The 18,723-nt window shown below is 64.8% G+C and carries 16 protein-coding genes; 11 read left to right on the forward strand and 5 right to left on the reverse strand.

Annotation, left to right across the window (positions count from 1 at the left end; genetic code table 11):
* Positions 1–68: 68 nt before the first annotated feature.
* The 3 genes from zipA (at position 69) to A9O65_RS11120 (ending at position 4,180) form a co-directional block, all read left to right on the forward strand.
* On the forward strand, positions 69–1,622 hold the full coding sequence (gene zipA / locus A9O65_RS11110) for a cell division protein ZipA (protein WP_064699574.1): 1,554 nt from the start codon (positions 69–71) through the stop codon (positions 1,620–1,622).
* 247 nt (positions 1,623–1,869) lie between these two features.
* Entirely contained in the window at positions 1,870–3,918 is a 2,049-nt protein-coding gene (gene ligA, locus A9O65_RS11115; protein ID WP_064702138.1) for an NAD-dependent DNA ligase LigA, read from the forward strand.
* A complete protein-coding gene (locus A9O65_RS11120) occupies positions 3,911–4,180 on the forward strand; it encodes a YheU family protein (protein WP_064702139.1) in 270 nt (89 codons plus the stop codon). The genes ligA and A9O65_RS11120 overlap by 8 nt, the downstream gene beginning before the upstream one ends.
* Positions 4,181–4,234: 54 nt before the next feature.
* Here the strand turns inward: A9O65_RS11120 and mnmC are convergent, their stop codons facing one another.
* Both mnmC and A9O65_RS11130 read right to left on the reverse strand, forming a co-directional pair.
* On the reverse strand, positions 4,235–6,256 hold the full coding sequence (gene mnmC / locus A9O65_RS11125; RefSeq protein ID WP_254783075.1) for a bifunctional tRNA (5-methylaminomethyl-2-thiouridine)(34)-methyltransferase MnmC2/FAD-dependent 5-carboxymethylaminomethyl-2-thiouridine(34) oxidoreductase MnmC1: 2,022 nt from the start codon (positions 6,254–6,256) through the stop codon (positions 4,235–4,237).
* A 147-nt stretch (positions 6,257–6,403) separates the two neighbouring features.
* Positions 6,404–6,703, reverse strand: coding sequence for a YciI family protein (locus tag A9O65_RS11130; protein ID WP_064699570.1), 300 nt, complete (start codon positions 6,701–6,703; stop codon positions 6,404–6,406).
* Positions 6,704–6,820: 117 nt separating this feature from the next.
* Here A9O65_RS11130 and A9O65_RS11135 point away from each other — a divergent pair, with 117 nt between their 5' ends.
* Both A9O65_RS11135 and A9O65_RS11140 read left to right on the forward strand, forming a co-directional pair.
* Positions 6,821–7,729, forward strand: a complete 909-nt coding sequence (locus A9O65_RS11135; RefSeq protein ID WP_064702198.1) for a PHP domain-containing protein — start codon at positions 6,821–6,823, stop codon at positions 7,727–7,729.
* Positions 7,730–7,772: 43 nt separating this feature from the next.
* The gene (locus tag A9O65_RS11140; RefSeq protein ID WP_064699569.1) at positions 7,773–8,396 is read left to right on the forward strand and encodes an L-threonylcarbamoyladenylate synthase; all 624 of its coding nucleotides are present in this window, start codon (positions 7,773–7,775) and stop codon (positions 8,394–8,396) included.
* 32 nt (positions 8,397–8,428) lie between these two features.
* On the opposite strand, the gene A9O65_RS11145 is transcribed toward A9O65_RS11140, so the two are convergent.
* Together A9O65_RS11145 and A9O65_RS11150 are read right to left on the reverse strand one after the other, a co-directional pair.
* Complete coding sequence (locus A9O65_RS11145; protein ID WP_064699568.1) at positions 8,429–9,295, reverse strand: DMT family transporter; 867 nt, start codon at positions 9,293–9,295, stop codon at positions 8,429–8,431.
* Positions 9,296–9,489: 194 nt separating this feature from the next.
* Positions 9,490–10,254, reverse strand: coding sequence for an outer membrane protein OmpK (locus A9O65_RS11150; protein WP_082920004.1), 765 nt, complete (start codon positions 10,252–10,254; stop codon positions 9,490–9,492).
* 484 nt (positions 10,255–10,738) lie between these two features.
* Here A9O65_RS11150 and A9O65_RS11155 point away from each other — a divergent pair, with 484 nt between their 5' ends.
* Genes A9O65_RS11155 through A9O65_RS11165 form a run of 3 tightly spaced genes read left to right on the forward strand, consistent with a single transcriptional unit; the run spans position 10,739 to position 13,571 of the window.
* Positions 10,739–11,749 (forward strand): DctP family TRAP transporter solute-binding subunit, encoded by a 1,011-nt coding sequence (locus A9O65_RS11155; protein WP_064702141.1) that lies wholly within the window; start codon positions 10,739–10,741, stop codon positions 11,747–11,749.
* Between the two features lie 60 nt (positions 11,750–11,809).
* Positions 11,810–12,286, forward strand: coding sequence for a TRAP transporter small permease (locus A9O65_RS11160; RefSeq protein ID WP_064702142.1), 477 nt, complete (start codon positions 11,810–11,812; stop codon positions 12,284–12,286).
* Entirely contained in the window at positions 12,276–13,571 is a 1,296-nt protein-coding gene (locus A9O65_RS11165) for a TRAP transporter large permease (protein ID WP_064702143.1), read from the forward strand. The genes A9O65_RS11160 and A9O65_RS11165 overlap by 11 nt, the downstream gene beginning before the upstream one ends.
* Positions 13,572–13,642: 71 nt before the next feature.
* On the opposite strand, the gene A9O65_RS11170 is transcribed toward A9O65_RS11165, so the two are convergent.
* Positions 13,643–14,173: a macro domain-containing protein gene (locus tag A9O65_RS11170; protein WP_139180632.1), complete on the reverse strand. Its 531-nt coding sequence runs from the start codon at positions 14,171–14,173 to the stop codon at positions 13,643–13,645.
* 287 nt (positions 14,174–14,460) lie between these two features.
* Here A9O65_RS11170 and A9O65_RS11175 point away from each other — a divergent pair, with 287 nt between their 5' ends.
* From A9O65_RS11175 to A9O65_RS11185, 3 genes are all read left to right on the forward strand, one after another.
* Positions 14,461–15,441: a TAXI family TRAP transporter solute-binding subunit gene (locus A9O65_RS11175; protein ID WP_064699562.1), complete on the forward strand. Its 981-nt coding sequence runs from the start codon at positions 14,461–14,463 to the stop codon at positions 15,439–15,441.
* Between the two features lie 137 nt (positions 15,442–15,578).
* Positions 15,579–18,173 carry a TRAP transporter permease gene (locus A9O65_RS11180; protein WP_064699561.1) on the forward strand — a complete coding sequence of 865 codons (2,595 nt, stop codon included), beginning with the start codon at positions 15,579–15,581 and terminating at the stop codon, positions 18,171–18,173.
* Positions 18,174–18,184: 11 nt separating this feature from the next.
* Entirely contained in the window at positions 18,185–18,613 is a 429-nt protein-coding gene (locus A9O65_RS11185; protein ID WP_064699560.1) for a universal stress protein, read from the forward strand.
* Positions 18,614–18,723 lie beyond the last annotated feature (110 nt).

The following is an 18,723-nucleotide window of genomic DNA, read 5'->3' on the forward strand; positions in this document are numbered from 1 at the left end:
GGCAATCGCGCTATGCTGTTGTCGAACAACCTTCAGGCATGGCGCCTTAGCAAAAGGCATGACGACCCATGGAACTTAGAGAGTGGCTGATCATTCTTGGGCTAGCATTGGTGACCCTCATCGTGATCGATGGGGTGCGCCGCCTCCAGCGCCAACGTCAGGTGCCGCGTCTTGACCGGGCCGGTTCAGAGCCGGCGGACGGTATGACGGCGGATTCCGATGAAGACCCAGAGGCGGCGGCGCGCGAGGCCGAGCTGAGCTGGGAACTGCCCAACGGAGGGGCGCGTGTCGTCAGGCCGGCTGAGCAGGCGGCGGTGCAGCCCAAGCCGAAATTGCAACGACAGGATCACCCGGGCCCCTCCAGGGTGCTTTCCGAGTTCCGGCGTCAGCGTCGGGATGACGATGACGTGGCCCCGGAGGTCGGAGACGTGTCGGCTCGCCCGGCATCGAGCGTTGCTGCCGATCCCGGCCCCCGTGACGCCGAACCGCAAGCGGAGGCACACGAGGAGGTTGCCACGCCGCATGCCGATGTGGCGGCGAAGCGTGAAGCGCGCAGCGACGATGGGGCGCGGCGCGAGCCCGCGCTTGGCCTCGAGGATGGAGCCAGGGATGAGCGGACTTCGGAGAACGATCGCCAGCCGGCTGAAAGCATGTCCGAGCCTCTGGCGGCCGATCCCGACGATCACGAGACCTATCACGACGATGACGAACGATATCGTCTGGTCGATCTCGAGGGCATGGGCGATTCGCTGAAGAGCGGTTCGCGGCGAGTGGGCGCTTCCATGCATCGGTTCGGTTCCTCCTTGCAGAAGACCCTCGCCGAACGTCGCGACCAGAAGCGCCAGGAGAGAGAGCGCAAGGAACAGGAACGCGCGGAACGCAAGCAGCGTGAGCAGGCCGAACGCGAGGAACAGGCGCGTCGCGAGCGCGAGGAGGCCGAGGCCAGTGCGGCTCGCGAGGCAGAACGTCGTCGCTTCGAGGCCGAAACCGCCGAACATCATGATCCCTTGTTCGGTGATGACGCCGCAGCCTCACGCTATCACGACGAGGACGCACCAGCCTCGACCGAAACGGCGGAAGTGCCGCAGGACGATGATGTGGTCAAGGCGCATCCGGTGCTGGAAAAGGCCATGCGCCACGACGTGAGCGCCGAGCATGCCCGCCAGGCCCTGAGTCACGCCGAGGAGATCATCGTCATCAGCGTGATGTCGCGCGAGGAGCGGGGATTCTCCGGGGCGGCCCTGCTGGACCTGATGCTGGCCTGCGGTCTGCGTTACGGCCGCGACATGGGCATCTTCCATCGCTTCGAGACCGAGGATGCCGAGAGTCCGCTGCAATTCTCCATGGTCAATGTGGTCAAGCCGGGGACCTTCCCCATCCATTCCATGGATGACTTTCACACGCCGGGCGTTACCCTGTTGATGCCTCTGCCGAGCGCCACCGACACCTCAGCGGCCTTCGAGGCGATGGTCGAGACGGCCATGGTCATCGTCCGTCACCTGGGCGGCGAATTGAAGGACGAGAACATGAGCGTGATGACGGCGCAGACGGTGGAATTCGCCCGACAGCGTGTGCAGGAGTTCGAACGCCGCAATCGACTGCATCGTTATCAGGTAAACTAACGACCGGGCTGCGCCCGGAGCTGCAAGCTTGACGCTTGGAGCTGGAAGAAGACCACCTCCGTAGCCTTGCTACGGAGGTGGTTTGGTTTACGCTGCCTTTCGAGCTTCGAGCTTCGAGCTTCGAGCTTCGAGCTTCGAGCTTCGAGCTTCGAGCTTCGAGCTTCGAGCTTCGAGCTTCGAGCTTCGAGCTTCGAGCTTCGAGCTTCGAGCTTCGAATCCCTCGCCAAGGACCGAGAAACGGAATGTCATGACCCAGCCCGATCCCACGATTCAGGACGAGGCGAAGCGCCTGCGCGCCGAACTCGATGATGCCAATCACCGCTATTATGTGCTCGACGAACCCCGCCTGACCGATGCCGACTATGACCGCAAACTGCGGCGTCTGCAGGAGATCGAGGCAGAGCATCCCGAGCTGGTGACGCCCGACTCGCCCACTCAGCGGGTCGGCGCCGCCCCTGCCGATGGGTTTCCCGAGATCGAGCACGCCGTGCCGATGCTGTCTCTGGATAACGCCTTCGACGAGGAGGAACTGGCTGCCTTCGTCAAGCGTGTCGCCGACCGACTCGAGGTCGATGGCGAGTCGCTCGCCTTCTGTTGCGAGCCCAAGCTGGACGGCGCGGCCGTGTCCCTGGTCTATGAGCATGGCGCGCTCGTTGCTGGCGTGACCCGCGGCGACGGCCGCACCGGCGAGGGCATCACCTCGAACCTCAAGACCCTGAAGTCGATACCGCTGAAGCTGCGTGGCCGGGAGTGGCCGGACTTGCTGGAAGTGCGTGGTGAGGTGACGATGCGCCACGCCGACTTCGAGGCCATGAACGACAAGGCCCGGGAAGAAGGCGGCAAGGTCTTCGCCAATCCGCGCAATGCCGCGGCGGGTAGCCTGCGCCAGCTCGACCCGCGCATCACCGACAAGCGCCCCCTGGAGTTCAGCGCCTACCAGGCGGCCCGCATCGAGCCGGATGCCGGCGATGCCAGCCATAGTGCCCTGATGGCCCGTCTGAGAGAGTTCGGGTTTCGCACCAGTGCCGAGCTCCAGGTCGTCCTCGGGGCCGAGGGCGTGATCGAGTACTGTAGGACGCTTGGCGAGAAGCGTGATTCGCTGGGGTATGACATCGACGGTGTGGTGATCAAGGTCGATGACCTGCGCCTGCAGCGTGAGCTGGGCTTCGTGGCGCGGGCGCCGCGCTGGGCCATCGCCTTCAAGTTTCCCGCCCAGGAGCAGACGACGCGCCTCAACGACGTGGAGTTCCAGGTCGGCCGAACCGGTGCCATCACGCCCGTGGCAAGGCTCGAGCCGGTCTCGGTGGCCGGGGTCACGGTCTCCAATGCAACCCTGCACAATGCCGACGAGATCGACCGGCTCGGAGTCATGATCGGCGATACCGTGGCGATCCGGCGTGCCGGTGACGTCATTCCTCAGGTGGTGCGCGTACAGGAAGAATATCGACCCGACGATGCCCGGCAGATCGTTTTCCCCGAGCGGTGTCCGGTCTGCGATTCCCAGATAGAGCGGCTCGAGGACGAGGCCGTGGCGCGCTGTTCTGGTGGGCTGTACTGTGCCGCACAGCGCAAGGAGGCCCTCAAGCATTTCGCCAGCCGTCGCGCCCTGGACATCGAGGGCCTGGGTGAAAAGCTGATCGACCAGCTCGTCGAACTCGACTGGATACAGACACCGGCCGACCTGTTCGCGCTCGAGGCGGAGCGCCTGGCGACGCTGCCGCGCATGGGCGAGAAATCCTCGCAGAATCTGGTGGCGGCCCTGGAGAAGGCCAAGGCGACGACGCTGCCGCGTTTCATCTTCGCCCTGGGAATACGTGAGGTGGGTGAAGCCACCGCGGCCAACCTGGCGCGCCACTTCGGCACCCTGGAGGCGCTGATGGAGGCCGGGCGCGATGCCCTGGAGAAGGTGGAGGACGTTGGTCCCATCGTCGCGGCCCATGTGCATACCTTCTTCCAGCAGCCCCATAACCGCGAGACGATCCAGTCGCTGATCGATGTCGGACTGCGCTGGGAGGAAACCGAGGTCGAGGCCGGTCCGACGCCGCTGGAAGGCCAGACCTGGGTGCTCACCGGCACCATGGAGAGCATGACCCGAGACGAAGGCAAGGCCCGCCTGCAGGCGTTGGGTGCCAAGGTGGCCGGTAGTGTCTCGAAGAAGACCGCTTGTCTGGTGGCCGGCGAAGCCGCCGGCAGCAAGCTGACCCGAGCCGAACAACTCGGCGTGGAGGTCATCGACGAGTCGACGTTCCTCGAACGCCTGGAGGCCTGGGAGAAGGGAGATGCACAGAATGGGTGATCGCTTCATCGAAGTGCCGTACCGGATGCTGCCGGCCGACACCCTGGATGCCCTGCTGGAGGCTTTCGTGACCCGCCAGGGGTACGACACCAGTGACACCGAACAGGGCATGACCGGCTGGACGACCCAGCTCAAGCGTCAGTTGGAAGAGGGTGAACTATTGATCGCCCACGACCTTGAGACCGAGACCACCGAGGTCATGACGCTGGCGCAGTGGCGTGCCTTCGGGCGTGATCTGGCCGACGGCGAGGAAGAGGGCTAGGCGTCTCTGCGCCTGTGCAGGGCGAGGCTTGGCCGCTGCGGGAGCGCGTTGTCTTCAGCCACCGCGAATCAAATCGCGGATCAGTCGTCGTCCCGGGTGCAGGTGATCGACCAGCGGCGCTTCCAGGGGCATCGGCTCGTCACAGATGCGCGAGGCGATGACCTCGGCGCACAAGGGCGCGCTGGCCAGTCCTCGGGAGCCATGGGCGGTGCTGATCCACAACCCAGGATGATGCTGTCCGGCAATGTCGGGAATACGGGTGGCGTCCTTGGCCAGCACCGCATAGGCCTCGCGCCAGGCGGCGGCGTCTGGAACGGGGCCGGCGTAGGGTGTCTTGTCGGGGCTTGCCGCACGCACCGCGGCGCGCCCTTCGAGCGTTGTGGCGTCGAGCGAGGCGCCCGATGCTTCCAGGGCCGCGGCATAGCCGGGAAGGGTGCGGGTCAGCTCGTCGCGATTGGTCCGGTGGTCGGCGTCGCTCACCCGGGCATCCGTCTCGTTGGGCCTGAAGGTGGCGCCGAAGGTCAACTGTCCCTCCAGAGGAGGCGCCACATAGCCGCCCGCGCAGATCACTCGGTTCGGCGCGGGGGCGCCTTCGGGCAGCGTCAGGCTGGAGACTTGTCCACGCACCGGCTGGAGCGGCAATTCGGCGGTCTGGGCGAAGCCATTGGCCAGGCTTGCCGTGGCGATCACCACCTGGTCGGCCTCGAGTTCGCTCGCTCCTTCGTCGACCGTCATCGACAGTCGCCACCCTTCGGGCGTGGCGGTGATGTCGTGCACCTCGCCACGCTGGAGGGTCACACCGGGCGTGGCAGCGAGGCGTCGACACAGCGCATCCGGACGTACCCAGCCGGCAAGTGGGTATTCGAGTCCGTCGCTTTCGACCGGGATACCGGCGAGCTGGCTGGCCTGAGCGGACGAGATGGCGCGGACCACACTCTCGGGCAGTGGATGGTTGTCGAGAAAGCGTGCCTGGCGCTTTGCCTCGCGTGGGCCGGTGGCGAGTTGCAACACACCGCAGGGATGCCACAGGGTGCCATCCGGGTCCAGTGCATCGAGCCAACGTCGGCTGTGCAGCAGGCCGGCCAGATAGCAGCGACTCTGGTCGTTGGTCTCGGCGGCAAGCTTGACGTAAAGCATGCCCTGGCGATTGCCGGAGGCACCGGCACCGGGGGCTTCACGGTCGATCAGCGTGACCGGCACGCCGCGCCGAGCCAGGGCGGCGGCCACGCTGGTGCCGGCGATACCGCCACCGATGACCGCGACCCGCTGCCCCGGGCCGGGAGCGGGAGGCGTGAACCAGGGCGTGGCGCGGCGCCGTTCGTCCGCCGGGGGATCGAGGATCTCGCCGGCGAGCATTTCGCGCTTGCGGCCGAAGCCGGGCACCTTGCGCCAGGCGAAGCCGGCGGCCGCGAGACCGCGCTTGACCACGCCGGCACAGGTGAAGGTGGCAAAGGTCGCGCCGGGACGCGAGCGCGCCGCCATGGCGGCAAACAGCGTCGGTTGCCACATGTCGGGGTTACGAGCCGGCGCGAAGCCATCCAGGAACCAGGCGTCGACACGGCCGTCGAGGCATCGCAGACGCTCGGTCGTGTCGCCGAAGTGCAGATCCAGGGTCACGCGCTTGTCGAGCCACAGGCGATGCACGCCGCTCACCGGCTCGGGCCATTGTGCCAGCAGAGCCGCCGCGCGGCCGGCCAGGTCCGGCCAGGCCTCGAGGGCACGGGCCAGGTCCCGGCGCTCGAGCGGGTAGAGTTCCGTGGAGACCAGATGCAACCTGGCATGGTCGGGTGCGTGGGCATCGAAACAGGCCCAGGCGCAGAGCATGTTCAAGCCGGTGCCGAAGCCGGTCTCGCCGATGACGAAGGGACGACCCTCCGGCCAGGCCCGAAAACGCTCGGGCAAGCGATTGGCCTCGAGGAAGACGTGCTCGGTCTCGGCACGCCCGTCGTGGCGGGAGAAGTAGACATCGTCGAACGCGCTGGAATGCGGTGCACTCATCCCGCCGTCGTCGGACCGCCAGTCGAGGTGGGCCCGGGGCAGGCCGGCAAGCGGCGGCAACGGATCGTGGGCGGGCAAGGCGTAACTCCGCATCTGTTGGTCAAAGTTTGATCGATGTCAGCGTAGCGGCATGAGGACCGGCCCGGAGAGATGCGTCCGCGGCGTTTCAACAATGTTATCCACAGCAACTGTGGGAAACCCGCGGTGGATAACTCAGGGTCGGGATCAGGGCAGTACGCGCTTGAAGGGCTTCACGGTCACCTTGGCGTAGACACCGGCAATGACGAAGGGGTCGGCGTCGGCCCAGGCCTGCGCGCTTGCCAGGTCGTCGAATTCGGCAACCACCAGGCTCCCGCTGAAGCCCGCGTCGCCCGGCGATTCGCTGTCGATGGCAGGGTGCGGGCCGGCCAGTACCAGGCGGCCTTCGTCGCGCAGTGCCTCCAGGCGGGCCAGGTGATCGGGACGTGCGGCCAGGCGCCGCTCCAGACTGTTGTTCACATCTTCACTGATGATGGCGTAGAGCATCACGAATGGTCCTCGGTAAAGCGGCTGGCGCCGCGTGAACGAGAGGGCTCGGCATTGACCCCCATGGGTCGCGCGAGCACCATGGACGTTATTCTGACAAAGACACCTGCCGGCGTCATGCCAATGAATGCACTTCCCGAGCGTTTCGAGGGCGAGGCGCTCGCCATCGACCTTCACATGCACTCCACCGCCTCCGATGGTGCCCTGTCGCCCGAGGCGCTCGTCGAGGCGTGCGCGGCGCGTGGCTTGACCCACATGGCGCTGACCGATCATGACACCGTCGCTGGTGTCGAGCGGGCGCGGGTTGCGGGCGAGCGTCACGGTGTGGTGGTGCTGCCTGCCACCGAGCTGTCCTGCCAGTGGCGGGGCATCAACATTCATGTGGTGGGGTTGCTGCCGTCGGGCGCCCAGGGCGAGCTGGCATCGGGGCTGGAGCGCCAGGCCGAGGCGCGTGAACGCCGCGCCATGCAGATCGCCGAGCGGATGGAGCGGGTCGGCCTCGAGGATGCGCTCGCTCGCGCTAGGGAAGAGGCCGGTTCGGATCGTCCCCTGGGGCGTCCGGACTTCGCGCGGGCCTTGGTGGCGGCGGAGCTGGTGCCCGACATGGCCACCGCCTTTCGACGCCACCTGGGCAATGGCAAGGCTGGCGATATCAAGGCCCACTGGCCTTCTCTCGCCACGGTGGTGGCCTGGGTGCTCGATGCCGGTGGCGTGGCGGCGCTGGCGCACCCGTTGCGCTACGGCCTGACTCGTCGCAAGCGCGGACAACTGCTCGACGACTTCCATGCCGCTGGAGGTCAGGCGGTGGAGCTGGTCAGTGGCTTCCAGAACCCTGATGTCACGCGTGACCTGGCGCGCCAGCTGGCCGAGCGAGACCTGCTGGCCTCGCTCGGCAGCGATTTTCATTTCCCCGGCGGCCACCTGGCGCCGGGGAGCATGACGCCGGTACCGCGAACGTCGGTGGCGCCGGTCTGGACTCATCCAGGTATTGCGGCCGTATTCGGCCACTCCGTGCCGGCGGCCTGAGCCGGCGAATGTCCTCGACAATGCCAATGAACAGGGAGCGCCCATGAGCCAGTTCTTCCAGATTCATCCGGAAACCCCCCAGAAGCGACTCATTGATCAGGCGGTCCGTATCATCCGCGATGGCGGTGTGGTCGCCTATCCTACCGACTCCGGTTATGCCCTGGGCTGCCATCTCGGCGACAAGAAGGCCATCGAGCGCATCAAGTGGTTGCGCTCCCTGGACGACAAGCACAACTTCACCCTAGTGTGCTCGGATCTGTCCGAGATCGGTACCTACGCCAAGGTGGACAATGCCGTCTTTCGTCTGCTCAAGGCGCATACGCCCGGTGCCTATACCTTCATCCTCCAGGCCACCAGTGAAGTGCCTCGGCTGTTGCTGCATCCCAAGCGACGTTCCATCGGCGTGCGGGTGCCGGACCATCCGATTCCCCGGGCGTTGCTCGATGAGCTGGGCGAGCCCCTGATGAGCGTGACGCTGATTCCGGTGGGCGAGGAACTGCCGATGACCGATGCCGAGGAAATCCGCGAGCGCTTCGGTGCACACCTGGATCTGGTCATCGATGGTGGTGCCTGCCACCTGGAGCCGACCAGTGTCGTCGATCTGCGCGAGCTCCCGCCCCGGGTGGTACGCGAGGGGCGAGGGGATATCGCACCCTTCACAGAATGATCCGCCTCTGGCCCGACCCCGTGTCGGGCCTGTCACGATGCTTGGCGACGCGCTCCGCCCTTGAAGCGCAACACGATCAAGCCGATACCGGCGATCACCAGGCCGCCCCCGATCAGCTTGTGGGGGCCCAGCGTGTCGCCAAGTATCAAGACGCCGAGCCCCACGGCCAGCACCGGGACCAGCAGCGTCAATGGCACCACACGATTGACGGGGTGGCGACGCAGCAGGCCATACCAGGCGCCATAGGCGACGATCGAGGACATCACTGCTGTGTAGAAGACGGCTCCCCAACCGACCCAGCCGGCCGCGCCGAGGGCGGCCAACTGATCCCGCTCGAACCACCAGGAGCCCAGTGCGACCTGGGGAATGGCGAACAACGCTACCCAACCGGCCAGGGCCAGGGGGGACACATTGGGACCGCGCTTGATCAGTAACTGAGAGATGGCCCAGCCGAGCGCGCTGGTGAGCAGCAGGGCGGTAGGCAGGGGAGCGGGCAGTGTCGGGCCGCCGGCCAGTACCACCATCCCGCCGAAGGAGAGGATCAGGCCGATGAGGCGCCGCAGTCCCAGGCGTTCCTTGAGTACGATCACCGCCAGCAGGGTGGCGAAGGGCGTGCCCATCTGCACCAGCAAGGCGCCGGTACCCGCTTCGGCCTGGCCGAGCCCGATGAACAGCAGGGCGAAGTGCAGCGTGCCGAAGGTCAACGACAGCAAGGCCAGAAAAGGGAGCTGGTGGCGGGCGACCGGGTGGAAGGGCACGAGCAGCAAGGCCACCAGGGCAAAGCGCAGGGTGGTCAGCAGCAAGGGCGGCATGTCGGTCACCCCGACCTTGATGACGATGATGTTCAGCGCCCAGATGACGATGACACCCAGGCCGATGGACAGGTCACGTAGCGGCACGAGACTTCCTTGGTCGATGGTTAGCAGGAAGTCGTCAGCATATCAGACCCGGTGCCGGGCGTGAGGTGAAGGAACCGCCTCGCTGAGCCCCCATGGCGGCCCTGGGCCGCCATGAAGCCTCCCGCCGATGCTTTCCGAGGCAGGCCGGGCCTTGCACGAAAGGTCGACGAGCGCCGGCACGTGTCGCCCAGAGCCTAGAAGGTCCAGCGGATCATGGCCTGCGGGAAGGACTCGTCGGTGTCCGCCAGGCCGAACTTGTTTTCCCAATGCTGGTACTCCATGCCGATGCCGAGATGCTCGGTGGCATGCCAGACCAGTTGTGGCTGGGTCAGCAACTGGGCTTCCAGGTCGCCTTCCTCGGTGATGTAGTCAACGAACCCCTCGAAGGTGAAGTCTGCACCGCCCAGTGTGAAGGGCAGGTTCCAGACTGCCGTGTACTGCTCGGAACTGCCGCGGGCGGCACTGCTCTCGTCGTTGCGATACATGGCGTAGAGCTTGAAGAACTGGAAGCCCGGGATCTCCAGGTCGGCGGACAGCCCTGCCATGTGGATGGTCTTGCGTACCGAGGAGTTACGGTCGATATCCAGCTGCCCGGTGACGTAGAGATCGCTGACTGGTCCAGCGGAGAGATCGCGGCCGGTAAGCTCGCCGATATTGCCGCGCAGGTTCCACTCTGCGTGCACGCTGCCAAAGTCGTTCTCGCCTTCGCTGCCGTGATCGAGGTTGGTGACATCGGCGAAGAAGAAGCTGTCGCCGTAGGTCCAGCCCGTGGCATTGGCCAGTGTCAGGATGGCGTGTTCCTCGTTGTCGATGGGAAAGCCGGCCCCTGCCTGGTCCTCGTAATTCCAGCCGTACAGGGCTTCCACCTTGGTGGTGCTGAAAAGGGCCGCATTGGCGCTCTGGGCCACGCATAGCGACGTGGCGGCGGCCAGGGCGAGTCGGGTCTTGTTGAGCATCATGGTTCTCCATTGTCGGCTGTTGTCGTTGGAGTGGGCCGATGCCTCGGGCGCCCAGCCGTCGGGCAATCCGGCACTGTCGGTGGCAAGGTGCGCCACGGAGCGGCTGAGAGACGCGGTCGAAGCTTGTTATTGTTTTCATCGCTTGTGAACAAGCGAGGCGATGGTGTGTGACAGTGCTTGTATACAGTTATAAGTTTTAGAGGATTCCTTATCAACGATTTTTGTGTACATAAGTGTTCATCGAAATATGCCGACGCCGCTTGAGGGCCCCCTTGTGGGGAGCCGTGTCTTGCATGCATATTGAAAGGCCGTGAACAACGGAGAACCCCGAGATCAGGGAGCATCGAGCAGGACCGATGACCCGGCCGATGCAACGAGCTGCTGACAGGCCAGGGAGCGTGGCGATGCTCTGGACGGACGGCTCGGGGTTTCCGTCGTGTCTTTTGATAATCAATAACCACGACGCGGACACCAAGGACTCGCCATGCCAACGACCCGCCCCCTCGCAAGATTCGCCGCCACCCTGGCCGGCGCCGCCCTCCTGACGTCGGCGTTGACCGTCCAGGCCCGGGAGCTTTCCGTTTCCACCGTCTTGTCCGATGCCTTCCCGTGGGGACAGGCTGCGCAGAAATGGGCCGAGCTGGTGGAAGAACGCTCTGACGGCGAGTTGACGCTGCGCGTCTATCCCAATGCCCAGCTGGTCAGCGGTGACCAGACTCAGGAATTCTCGGCCATGCGCTCCGGCTTGATCGACCTGGCAGTCGGCTCGACCATCAACTGGTCGCCCCAGGTGCCGGCGCTCAACCTGTTCTCGTTGCCCTTTTTGTTGCCTGATGAGGAAGCCGTCGATGCGGTGACCGGTGGTGAGGCCGGGCAGATGATCTTCTCCGCCATCGAGGACAAGGGTGTTGTGCCGCTGGCCTGGGGGGAGAACGGCTTCCGCCAGCTTTCCAACTCCAGCGGTGCCATCGACGAGCCAGTCGACCTCGAGGGCCTCAAGATTCGCGTGGTGGGCTCGCCACTGTTCCAGGACACCTTTTCTGCCCTGGGCGCCAACCCGACCCAGATGAGCTGGGCCGATGCCAAGCCGGCACTGACCACCGGTGCGGTGGATGGTCAGGAAAACCCTCTGTCGGTGTTCGATGTGGCACGCATCGACCAGGTGGGGCAGACGCACCTGACCCTGTGGAACTACATGAACGACCCGCTGGTGTTCGCCGCCAACCGACAGGTGTGGGGCTCGCTCTCCGAGTCGCAGCGCGAGATGCTGCGCGAGACGGCCGTCGAGGCCGGTGCCTGGGAGATCGCCAAGACGCGCGAGGAAGAAGCGGCGCGGCTGGAGGCGATCCGCGAGCGCGGGGTGAAAGTCGCTGAGCTTTCCGAGGCACAGCATCAGGCCTTCGTCGAGGCCACCGAGAGGGTTCATGAAAAATGGGTGCCGCGAATCGGCGAGGCCATCGTGGAGGCGGCCCGCCGCGACATCGACGCGGAGTGATGCCTTGAATGCGTCCGGTCGTGGTACCGGGCGTTCCCTTATCCGTCAAGAATACCTGTCATGAAACGTCCGGACGCAAGACTCGAGCGTGTGCTCGCGACCCTGGCCATCCTGATCATCGGCCTGATCAGCCTGGCCAACGTGGTGGTGCGCTATGTCACCGATGCTTCCTTTGCCTTCACCGAGGAATTTTCGGTCTTCCTGCTGGTGCTGTTGACCTTCGCCGGTGCGTCGGTGGCGCTGCGTCGCCACCGCCATATTCGCATCGGTCTGCTGGAGCGGGCCTTGCCGGACGCCGTGCGTCCTGCCCTGATCCTCTTCCAGGGCCTTTGTGGCCTCGTCGTATTGGGGCTGATCGTCTGGTTTGGTGCCAAGCTGGCCTGGCAGGAGTACCAGTGGGAAACTCGCTCGCCTGGTCTCGGGCTGCCCCAGTGGTGGTATCTGGTCTGGCTGCCGCTGCTTGCCATACTGATGCTGTGGCGCCAGTGCCAGCAGACCCTCGACCGCCTGCGTGGGGAGCTCGATGATGAGTCCTGACCTCTGGATGCTGCTGGCCTTCGCCGGCCTGCTGATCGCCGGGGTGCCGGTGGCTTTCTCGCTGGGCCTGTCCGGAGCGGTGGGCATCGTCGCCGGGTTGTCTCCTTCGATGCTGGCGACCCTGGGCACCAATACCTACAACAGTGTCGCCAAGTATCCCTTGATCGCCATCCCGCTGTTCATCCTCACTGGCTTGATCTTCGAACGTGCGGGAGTGGCGGCACGACTGGTGCGCTTTGCCCAGGCGCTGATCGGCCCTCGTCATGGCGGGCTGGCACTGGTGGCGGTGCTGGTGTGCATGATCATGGGCGGCATGAGCGGCTCGGGGCCTGCCGATGCGGCGGCCGTTGCCATGGTGATGCTGCCCAGCATGACGCGGGCCGGCTACCCGCGCCCCTTTTCGGCGACGCTGATCGCCGCCTCGGCATCCACGGCGATCCTGATCCCGCCTTCGGTGGCGCTGATCCTGTACTCCATCGTGGTGCCGGGGGTGGATCTGCGGGCATTGTTCGCTGCCGGTCTCTTCCCGGGGATGCTGGCCGGTGCGGCACTGTTGGTGCCGGCCTGGTGGCTGGCGCGCCGCTATCGCTGGGAGGCACCGGAAGACGCCGAGCGTCCCCCGCTCGGCGAGAGCTTTCGTCAGGCCATTCCGGCGCTTTTCGCACCGGTGCTGATCCTCGGCGGGTTGCGCAGTGGCCTGTTCACGCCCACCGAGGCGGCGGTGGTGGCCGTCACCTATGGCGTGGTGGTGGGGCTCTGGCTGACCCGCGAACTCGGTTGGCGCGACCTGTGGGAGCTATTCGGCGAAGCCGCCGTGATCTCCGGCGTGGTGATGCTGATCATTGCCCTGGCCGGCATCTTTGCCTGGGCCGGCACCACCCTGGGCACCTTCCGGCACCTGGCGGAGTGGGTGATCGGTCTTTCCGACAACGGGACGCTATTGCTGGTGCTGATCATGCTGGCGGTGCTGGTGGCCGGTATGTTGTTCGATGCCATCTCGATCTATCTGATCCTGATGCCGATCCTGATACCGGTCATGCAGCATTTCGACTGGAATCCGGTGTGGTTCGGCATCCTGCTGGCGATGAACATTGCCATTGGCCAGTTCACGCCGCCCGTGGCGGTCAATCTGATGGTCACTACCGAGGTGGCCCGCGTACGCCTGGAACAGACCGTTGGCTGGGCGATGGTCTTCGTGGTGGCCATGGCGAGCGCCCTGGCGCTGGTGGCCATCTTCCCCGGCATCGCACTGTGGTTGCCCGAGGTGCTCGGCTATAACGTCTAGCCCCGGCTCCGCTCCTGGCCTCCATTCCCGGGTTTCGTGGCCTGTGCTGCGAAGCGCGTGTCCGCTTGCCGCTAGTTGCTGACCAGGGTGTCGAGCCACTGCTGGTGCAACGCGCGGCTGGCGTTGTCGAACAGCACGAAGCGAACCCGCCGAACGGCCGGGCAGTCTGGTAGGGTGGCCAATACCGTGGACAGGGCGATGCGTGCCGCTTCGGAGGCCGGATAACCGAAGGCGCCGGTGGACAGCGCCGGAAAGGCCAGTCGCCCGATATCGTACTGTTGGGCCAGGTGAAGGGCGTTGCGGTAAGCGTCGGCCAACAGGGTATCGGAGGGTTCGTCGATGCCGTAGACCGGCCCCAGGCAGTGGATGACATAGTGGTTGGGCAGCGCGAAGGCCTCGGTGATCACCGCCTGGCCGGGCTGGATAGGCGCCAAGGGGCGGCAGGCTTCGGCGAGCGCCGGGCCGGCGGCGCGATGCAGGGCGCCTGCCACGCCGCCGCCACTGCGCAGGGCAGCGTTGGCGGCGTTGACCACCGCCTCCATGTCGTCCTGGCGCGCAATGTCCCCTTGTGTGCATTCGATGAGCGGGTCGGGAGCCTGCATGTCGATTTCCTCGTCCGGGGCTATGCTTTATCAGTCTGGGATCAGTGAGACATGACGGCAACCGCCGTGCCGAGACACGCTGTTGCGCCGTCGGCCGTCAGACATGAAAATTAACGAACGCTAAACGTTGTGGCCGGCTAGACTGTCACGGCAAAGACAGCCAAGATGCCGCACCATGTTGCTGCAGTTTCCGCTAAAGTAGGAAGGGGCGGTCAATCCGCCGACGATCGTCGACAGGAGATCGCCGATCGAACGCTTCGACCATAACGTCACAATGAGGTGTGTCCATGAAACGCCATGTTTTCTCCGCCGCCACTTTTTCCGGCGCCTTGCTCGGGGCTGCGATGTTCGCATCGCCGGCCATGGCGCAGGAAGAAGAGCAGTTCATCACCATCGGTACCGGTGGTCAGACCGGCGTCTATTACGTGGTCGGTCAGTCGGTGTGTCGCTTGGTGAACCGGCTGGAAGACGCCAACATCAAGTGCAACGCTCCCTCCACCGGCGGCTCGGTGGCCAACATCAATGGCATCCGCAGCGGTGAGCTGAACATGGGGGTCGCCCAGTCCGACGTTCAGTACCAGGCTTACAATGGCACCGGCAACTTCGAGGGCGATGCCTACGAAGACCTGCGGGCGGTGTTCCGCGTCCATGGCGAGCCGCTGACCCTGCTGGCCCGCGCCGATTCCGGCGTCGAAACCCTCGACGACCTGGAAGGCAAGCGTGTCAACATCGGCAATCCGGGGTCCGGGCAGCGCAACACCATGGAAGTGGTGATGGATGCCAAGGGCTGGACCGAAGATACCTTCTCCCTGGCTTCCGAGCTGGATGCCGCCGAGATGGCTTCCGCTCTCGCCGACAACAACATCGATGTCATGGCATATGTGGTCGGCCATCCCAACGGGGCCATTCAGGAAGCCACCACCACCGTCGATTCCCGCCTGGTCCCGCTCAATGACGAGACCATCCAGGGACTGGTCGAAGAGTATCCCTATTATTCCATGTCGACCATTCCGGGCGGCCTGTACAAGGGCAATCCGGATGACGTCGAGACCTTCGGTGTGGCGGCTACCTTCGTGTCCTCCACCGACACCGATCCCGACGTCGTCTATCAGACTGTCAAGGCAGTGTTCGACAACTTCGATCGCTTCAAGCAACTGCACCCGGCCTTCGCCAACCTCAACCCCGAGGACATGGTTTCCGAAGGGCTGTCTGCACCGCTGCACGAAGGGGCGGCGCGCTACTATCGCGAGCAGGGCTGGATCGAGTGATCGGGACTGGATGAGATCGCGTATCTCATGGAAGAATGCGCGGCCCCTTGTCGAGGGGCCGCGCTTTACGTTGGTGGTGCCGGTCGGTCGCCGGCGACGCACGGGAAGTGTCAACCGATTCAGAGCAGGACATACATATGACTGAGGATAACAAGAGAGGGCCAGGCGCCGAGGTCGATCTCGAGGATATGGTTGCCTCGAGTGACTCGGGTGCCCGCAAGCCAGCGGGAATGCCGGGCAAGCTGCTGGTGGGCATTGCTGCGGCATGGTCGCTCTTTCAACTGTGGATCGCCTCTCCGCTGCCGTTCATCCTGGGCTTCGGGGTCTTCAACGCCACCGAGGCGCGTTCGATTCACCTGGCCTTTGCCTTGCTCCTGGCGTACATGGCTTACCCGGCGTTGAAGCGCTCGCCGCGTAACCGTATTCCATTGATGGATTGGGGGCTGGCCATTCTGGCGGCGGCTGCCGCGGCCTATACGTTCGTGTTCTACGATCAACTGTCCCAGCGACCCGGGGCGCCGATCCTGCAGGACGTCATCGTCGGGGTGATCGGTCTGCTGCTGTTGCTCGAGGCCACGCGACGCGCCCTGGGGCCGCCGCTGACGATCATTGCCAGCATCTTCATCATCTATTCCCTGGCGGGCCCCTGGATGCCCGGCATCCTGGCTCACCGCGGCGTGAGCCTCGATGGCTTGATCAACCACCAGTGGTTGACCGGCCAGGGGGTGTTCGGCATCGCTCTGGGGGTGTCGACGAGTTTCGTGTTCCTGTTCGTGCTGTTCGGTGCCTTGCTGGATAAGGCCGGCGCCGGCAACTATTTCATCAAGGTGGCCTTCTCGCTGCTGGGGCACTACAAGGGTGGCCCGGCCAAGGCCGCTGTGGTGGCGTCCGGCATGACCGGCCTGATATCCGGGTCGTCGATCGCCAATACCGTGACGACCGGTACCTTCACTATCCCGATGATGAGGCGGGTCGGGTTTTCCGCGGAGAAAGCCGGCGCCGTCGAGGTGTCCTCGTCGGTCAATGGCCAGATCATGCCTCCCGTGATGGGGGCGGCGGCCTTCCTGATGGTCGAGTATGTGGGCATTTCCTATGTCGAGGTCATCAAGCACGCTTTCCTGCCGGCGTTGATCTCCTATATCGCCCTGATCTACATCGTGCACCTCGAGGCGCTCAAGGCGAACATGCAGGGGCTGGAGAGCAGCAATCCGGCCAAGCCGCTGGCGCGCAAGGTGATCGGCTTCCTTGGTGGCCTGTTGCTGATGATGGTGACCGCGCTGGTGGTCTATTACGGGCTGGGATGGCTCAAGCCGGTGCTCGGGGATGCCACGCCCTGGGTCGTGGCCCTGGCCTTGGCGGCGATCTACGTGGCCCTGCTCAAGCTGGCCTCGGGCTATCCCGAGCTTGAGCTCGACGACCCCAACGAACCGATCTACAAGCTGCCGCAGACACGCCCCACGGTGATGGTCGGCCTGCAGTACATCCTGCCGGTGATCGTGCTGATCTGGTGCTTGATGGTGGAGCGTCTGTCGCCGGGGCTGTCGGCCTTCTGGGCCACCGTCTTCATGATCTTCATCATGCTGACCCAGCGTCCCATCACAGCATTGTTCCGCCATCGCAGCAATGTCGGTGCCGATATCCGCGAAGGCTTTCTGGACCTGTGGAACGGCCTGGTGACCGGCGCTCGCAACATGATCGGCATCGGTATCGCGACGGCTACCGCCGGTATCATCGTCGGGGCCGTCTCCCAGACCGGCGTGGGCCTGGTGCTGGCCGATGTGGTCGAGATCCTGTCGATGGGCAACCTGCTGCTGATCCTGCTGTTCACCGCAGTGCTCAGCTTGATCCTCGGCATGGGGCTTCCCACCACGGCCAACTATATCGTGGTATCGGCCCTGCTGGCGCCGGTGATCGTGACGCTCGGCGAGCAGAATGGCCTGCTGGTGCCGCTGATCGCGGTGCATCTGTTCGTCTTCTACTTCGGCATCATGGCCGATGTCACACCGCCGGTGGGGCTGGCGTCGTTCGCCGCTGCGGCGGTGTCGGGGGGCGACCCCATCCGCACCGGCTTCCAGGCTTTCTACTACAGCCTGCGTACCGCTGCGCTGCCTTTCCTGTTCATCTTCAACACCGACCTGCTGTTGATCGATGTCTCGCCCCTTCAGGGCGTGTTGATCTTCGTGGTGGCGACGGTGGCGATGCTGATCTTCGCGGCGGCGACTCAGGGCTTCATGATCACCCGCAATCGCTGGTACGAGTCGATCCTGCTGCTGCTGGTGGCGTTCACGCTGTTCCGTCCCGGTTTCTGGATGGACATGATCCATGACCCGTACCGTTCTATCCCGCCGACGCAATTCGTCGAGGCGCTGGGCAATGTCGACGAGGACAGCACCTTGCGCTTGCAGATTCGAGGGGAGGGGCCCTACGGCGACCCGTTGACGACCTACATGACCCTGCCGGTGCCGGATGGCGACAGTGGCGAGGAGCGGATGACCAACCTCGGACTCGAGCTGCGCACGGAGGGTGACCGAGCCGTGGTCGACATGGTGACCTTCGGTAGCCAGGCGAAGGAGCTCGGCTTCGACTTCGATCAGGAGATCATCGAGGTACAGGCACCCGTAGAGCGTTGGACGAAGGAATGGATGTGGATACCGGCGTTCCTGGTCTTTGCCCTGGTGGTATTGCTGCAGCGTCGGCGCCGGGATCGCGGTCGCGACCCGGTAGCGGCCTGAGGAGGTAAGCCATGTACAACAAGATCCTGTTGCCGGTGGACCTCAACGAGGAGGCCTCCTGGTCCAAGGCGCTGCCCACGGCACTGACGTTGTGCCGTAGTTTCGGTGCGTCCCTGCATGTGGTCACCGTACTGCCTGATGTCCAGATGCCCTTGGTCGGCGGGTTCTTCCCCGCGGGATTCGCCGACAAGGCGCGCAAGGCGGTAAGCGATGCACAGCATGCGTTCATCCGTGACCATGTGCCGGAGGATGTTCAGGTCCAGAGCGTGATCGTCGAGGGCTCGCCCTGGGAGGCGATCATCAAGGCATCCAAGAAAGTCGAGGCCGATCTGATCGTCATGGCCTCACACACCAAGCGAAAGTTTGCCGATTATGTCCTCGGTCCCAATGCTGAGCATGTGGTGCATCACAGCAAGGTGTCGGTGATGATCGTGCGCTGACCGGTGCGCAGGCCGGCCGCCGTGCCCCGGACGCTGCGGGCGTCCCGGGGCATTGTGTGACGAGACTGTCACTGCATGTGGCACGTGAATCGCGTAGGCTTGTCGACATG

Source organism: Halomonas caseinilytica, assembly GCF_001662305.1.
In the GTDB taxonomy this organism is placed as follows: Bacteria; Pseudomonadota; Gammaproteobacteria; order Pseudomonadales; family Halomonadaceae; genus Halomonas; species Halomonas caseinilytica.

Excerpts from the sequence above, each read along its gene's own strand:
- A9O65_RS11180 (WP_064699561.1), top strand. The coding sequence starts at position 15,579 with ATGACTGAGGATAACAAGAGAGGGCCAGGCGCCGAGGTCGATCTCGAG.
- A9O65_RS11175 (WP_064699562.1), top strand. The coding sequence starts at position 14,461 with ATGAAACGCCATGTTTTCTCCGCCGCCACTTTTTCCGGCGCCTTGCTC.
- ligA (WP_064702138.1), top strand. The coding sequence starts at position 1,870 with ATGACCCAGCCCGATCCCACGATTCAGGACGAGGCGAAGCGCCTGCGC.
- A9O65_RS11135 (WP_064702198.1), top strand. The coding sequence starts at position 6,821 with ATGCCAATGAATGCACTTCCCGAGCGTTTCGAGGGCGAGGCGCTCGCC.
- A9O65_RS11170 (WP_139180632.1), bottom strand. The coding sequence starts at position 14,173 with ATGCAGGCTCCCGACCCGCTCATCGAATGCACACAAGGGGACATTGCG.
- A9O65_RS11120 (WP_064702139.1), top strand. The coding sequence starts at position 3,911 with ATGGGTGATCGCTTCATCGAAGTGCCGTACCGGATGCTGCCGGCCGAC.
- A9O65_RS11140 (WP_064699569.1), top strand. The coding sequence starts at position 7,773 with ATGAGCCAGTTCTTCCAGATTCATCCGGAAACCCCCCAGAAGCGACTC.
- A9O65_RS11155 (WP_064702141.1), top strand. The coding sequence starts at position 10,739 with ATGCCAACGACCCGCCCCCTCGCAAGATTCGCCGCCACCCTGGCCGGC.
- A9O65_RS11150 (WP_082920004.1), bottom strand. The coding sequence starts at position 10,254 with ATGATGCTCAACAAGACCCGACTCGCCCTGGCCGCCGCCACGTCGCTA.
- A9O65_RS11165 (WP_064702143.1), top strand. The coding sequence starts at position 12,276 with ATGAGTCCTGACCTCTGGATGCTGCTGGCCTTCGCCGGCCTGCTGATC.
- A9O65_RS11185 (WP_064699560.1), top strand. The coding sequence starts at position 18,185 with ATGTACAACAAGATCCTGTTGCCGGTGGACCTCAACGAGGAGGCCTCC.
- A9O65_RS11160 (WP_064702142.1), top strand. The coding sequence starts at position 11,810 with ATGAAACGTCCGGACGCAAGACTCGAGCGTGTGCTCGCGACCCTGGCC.
- A9O65_RS11130 (WP_064699570.1), bottom strand. The coding sequence starts at position 6,703 with ATGCTCTACGCCATCATCAGTGAAGATGTGAACAACAGTCTGGAGCGG.
- zipA (WP_064699574.1), top strand. The coding sequence starts at position 69 with ATGGAACTTAGAGAGTGGCTGATCATTCTTGGGCTAGCATTGGTGACC.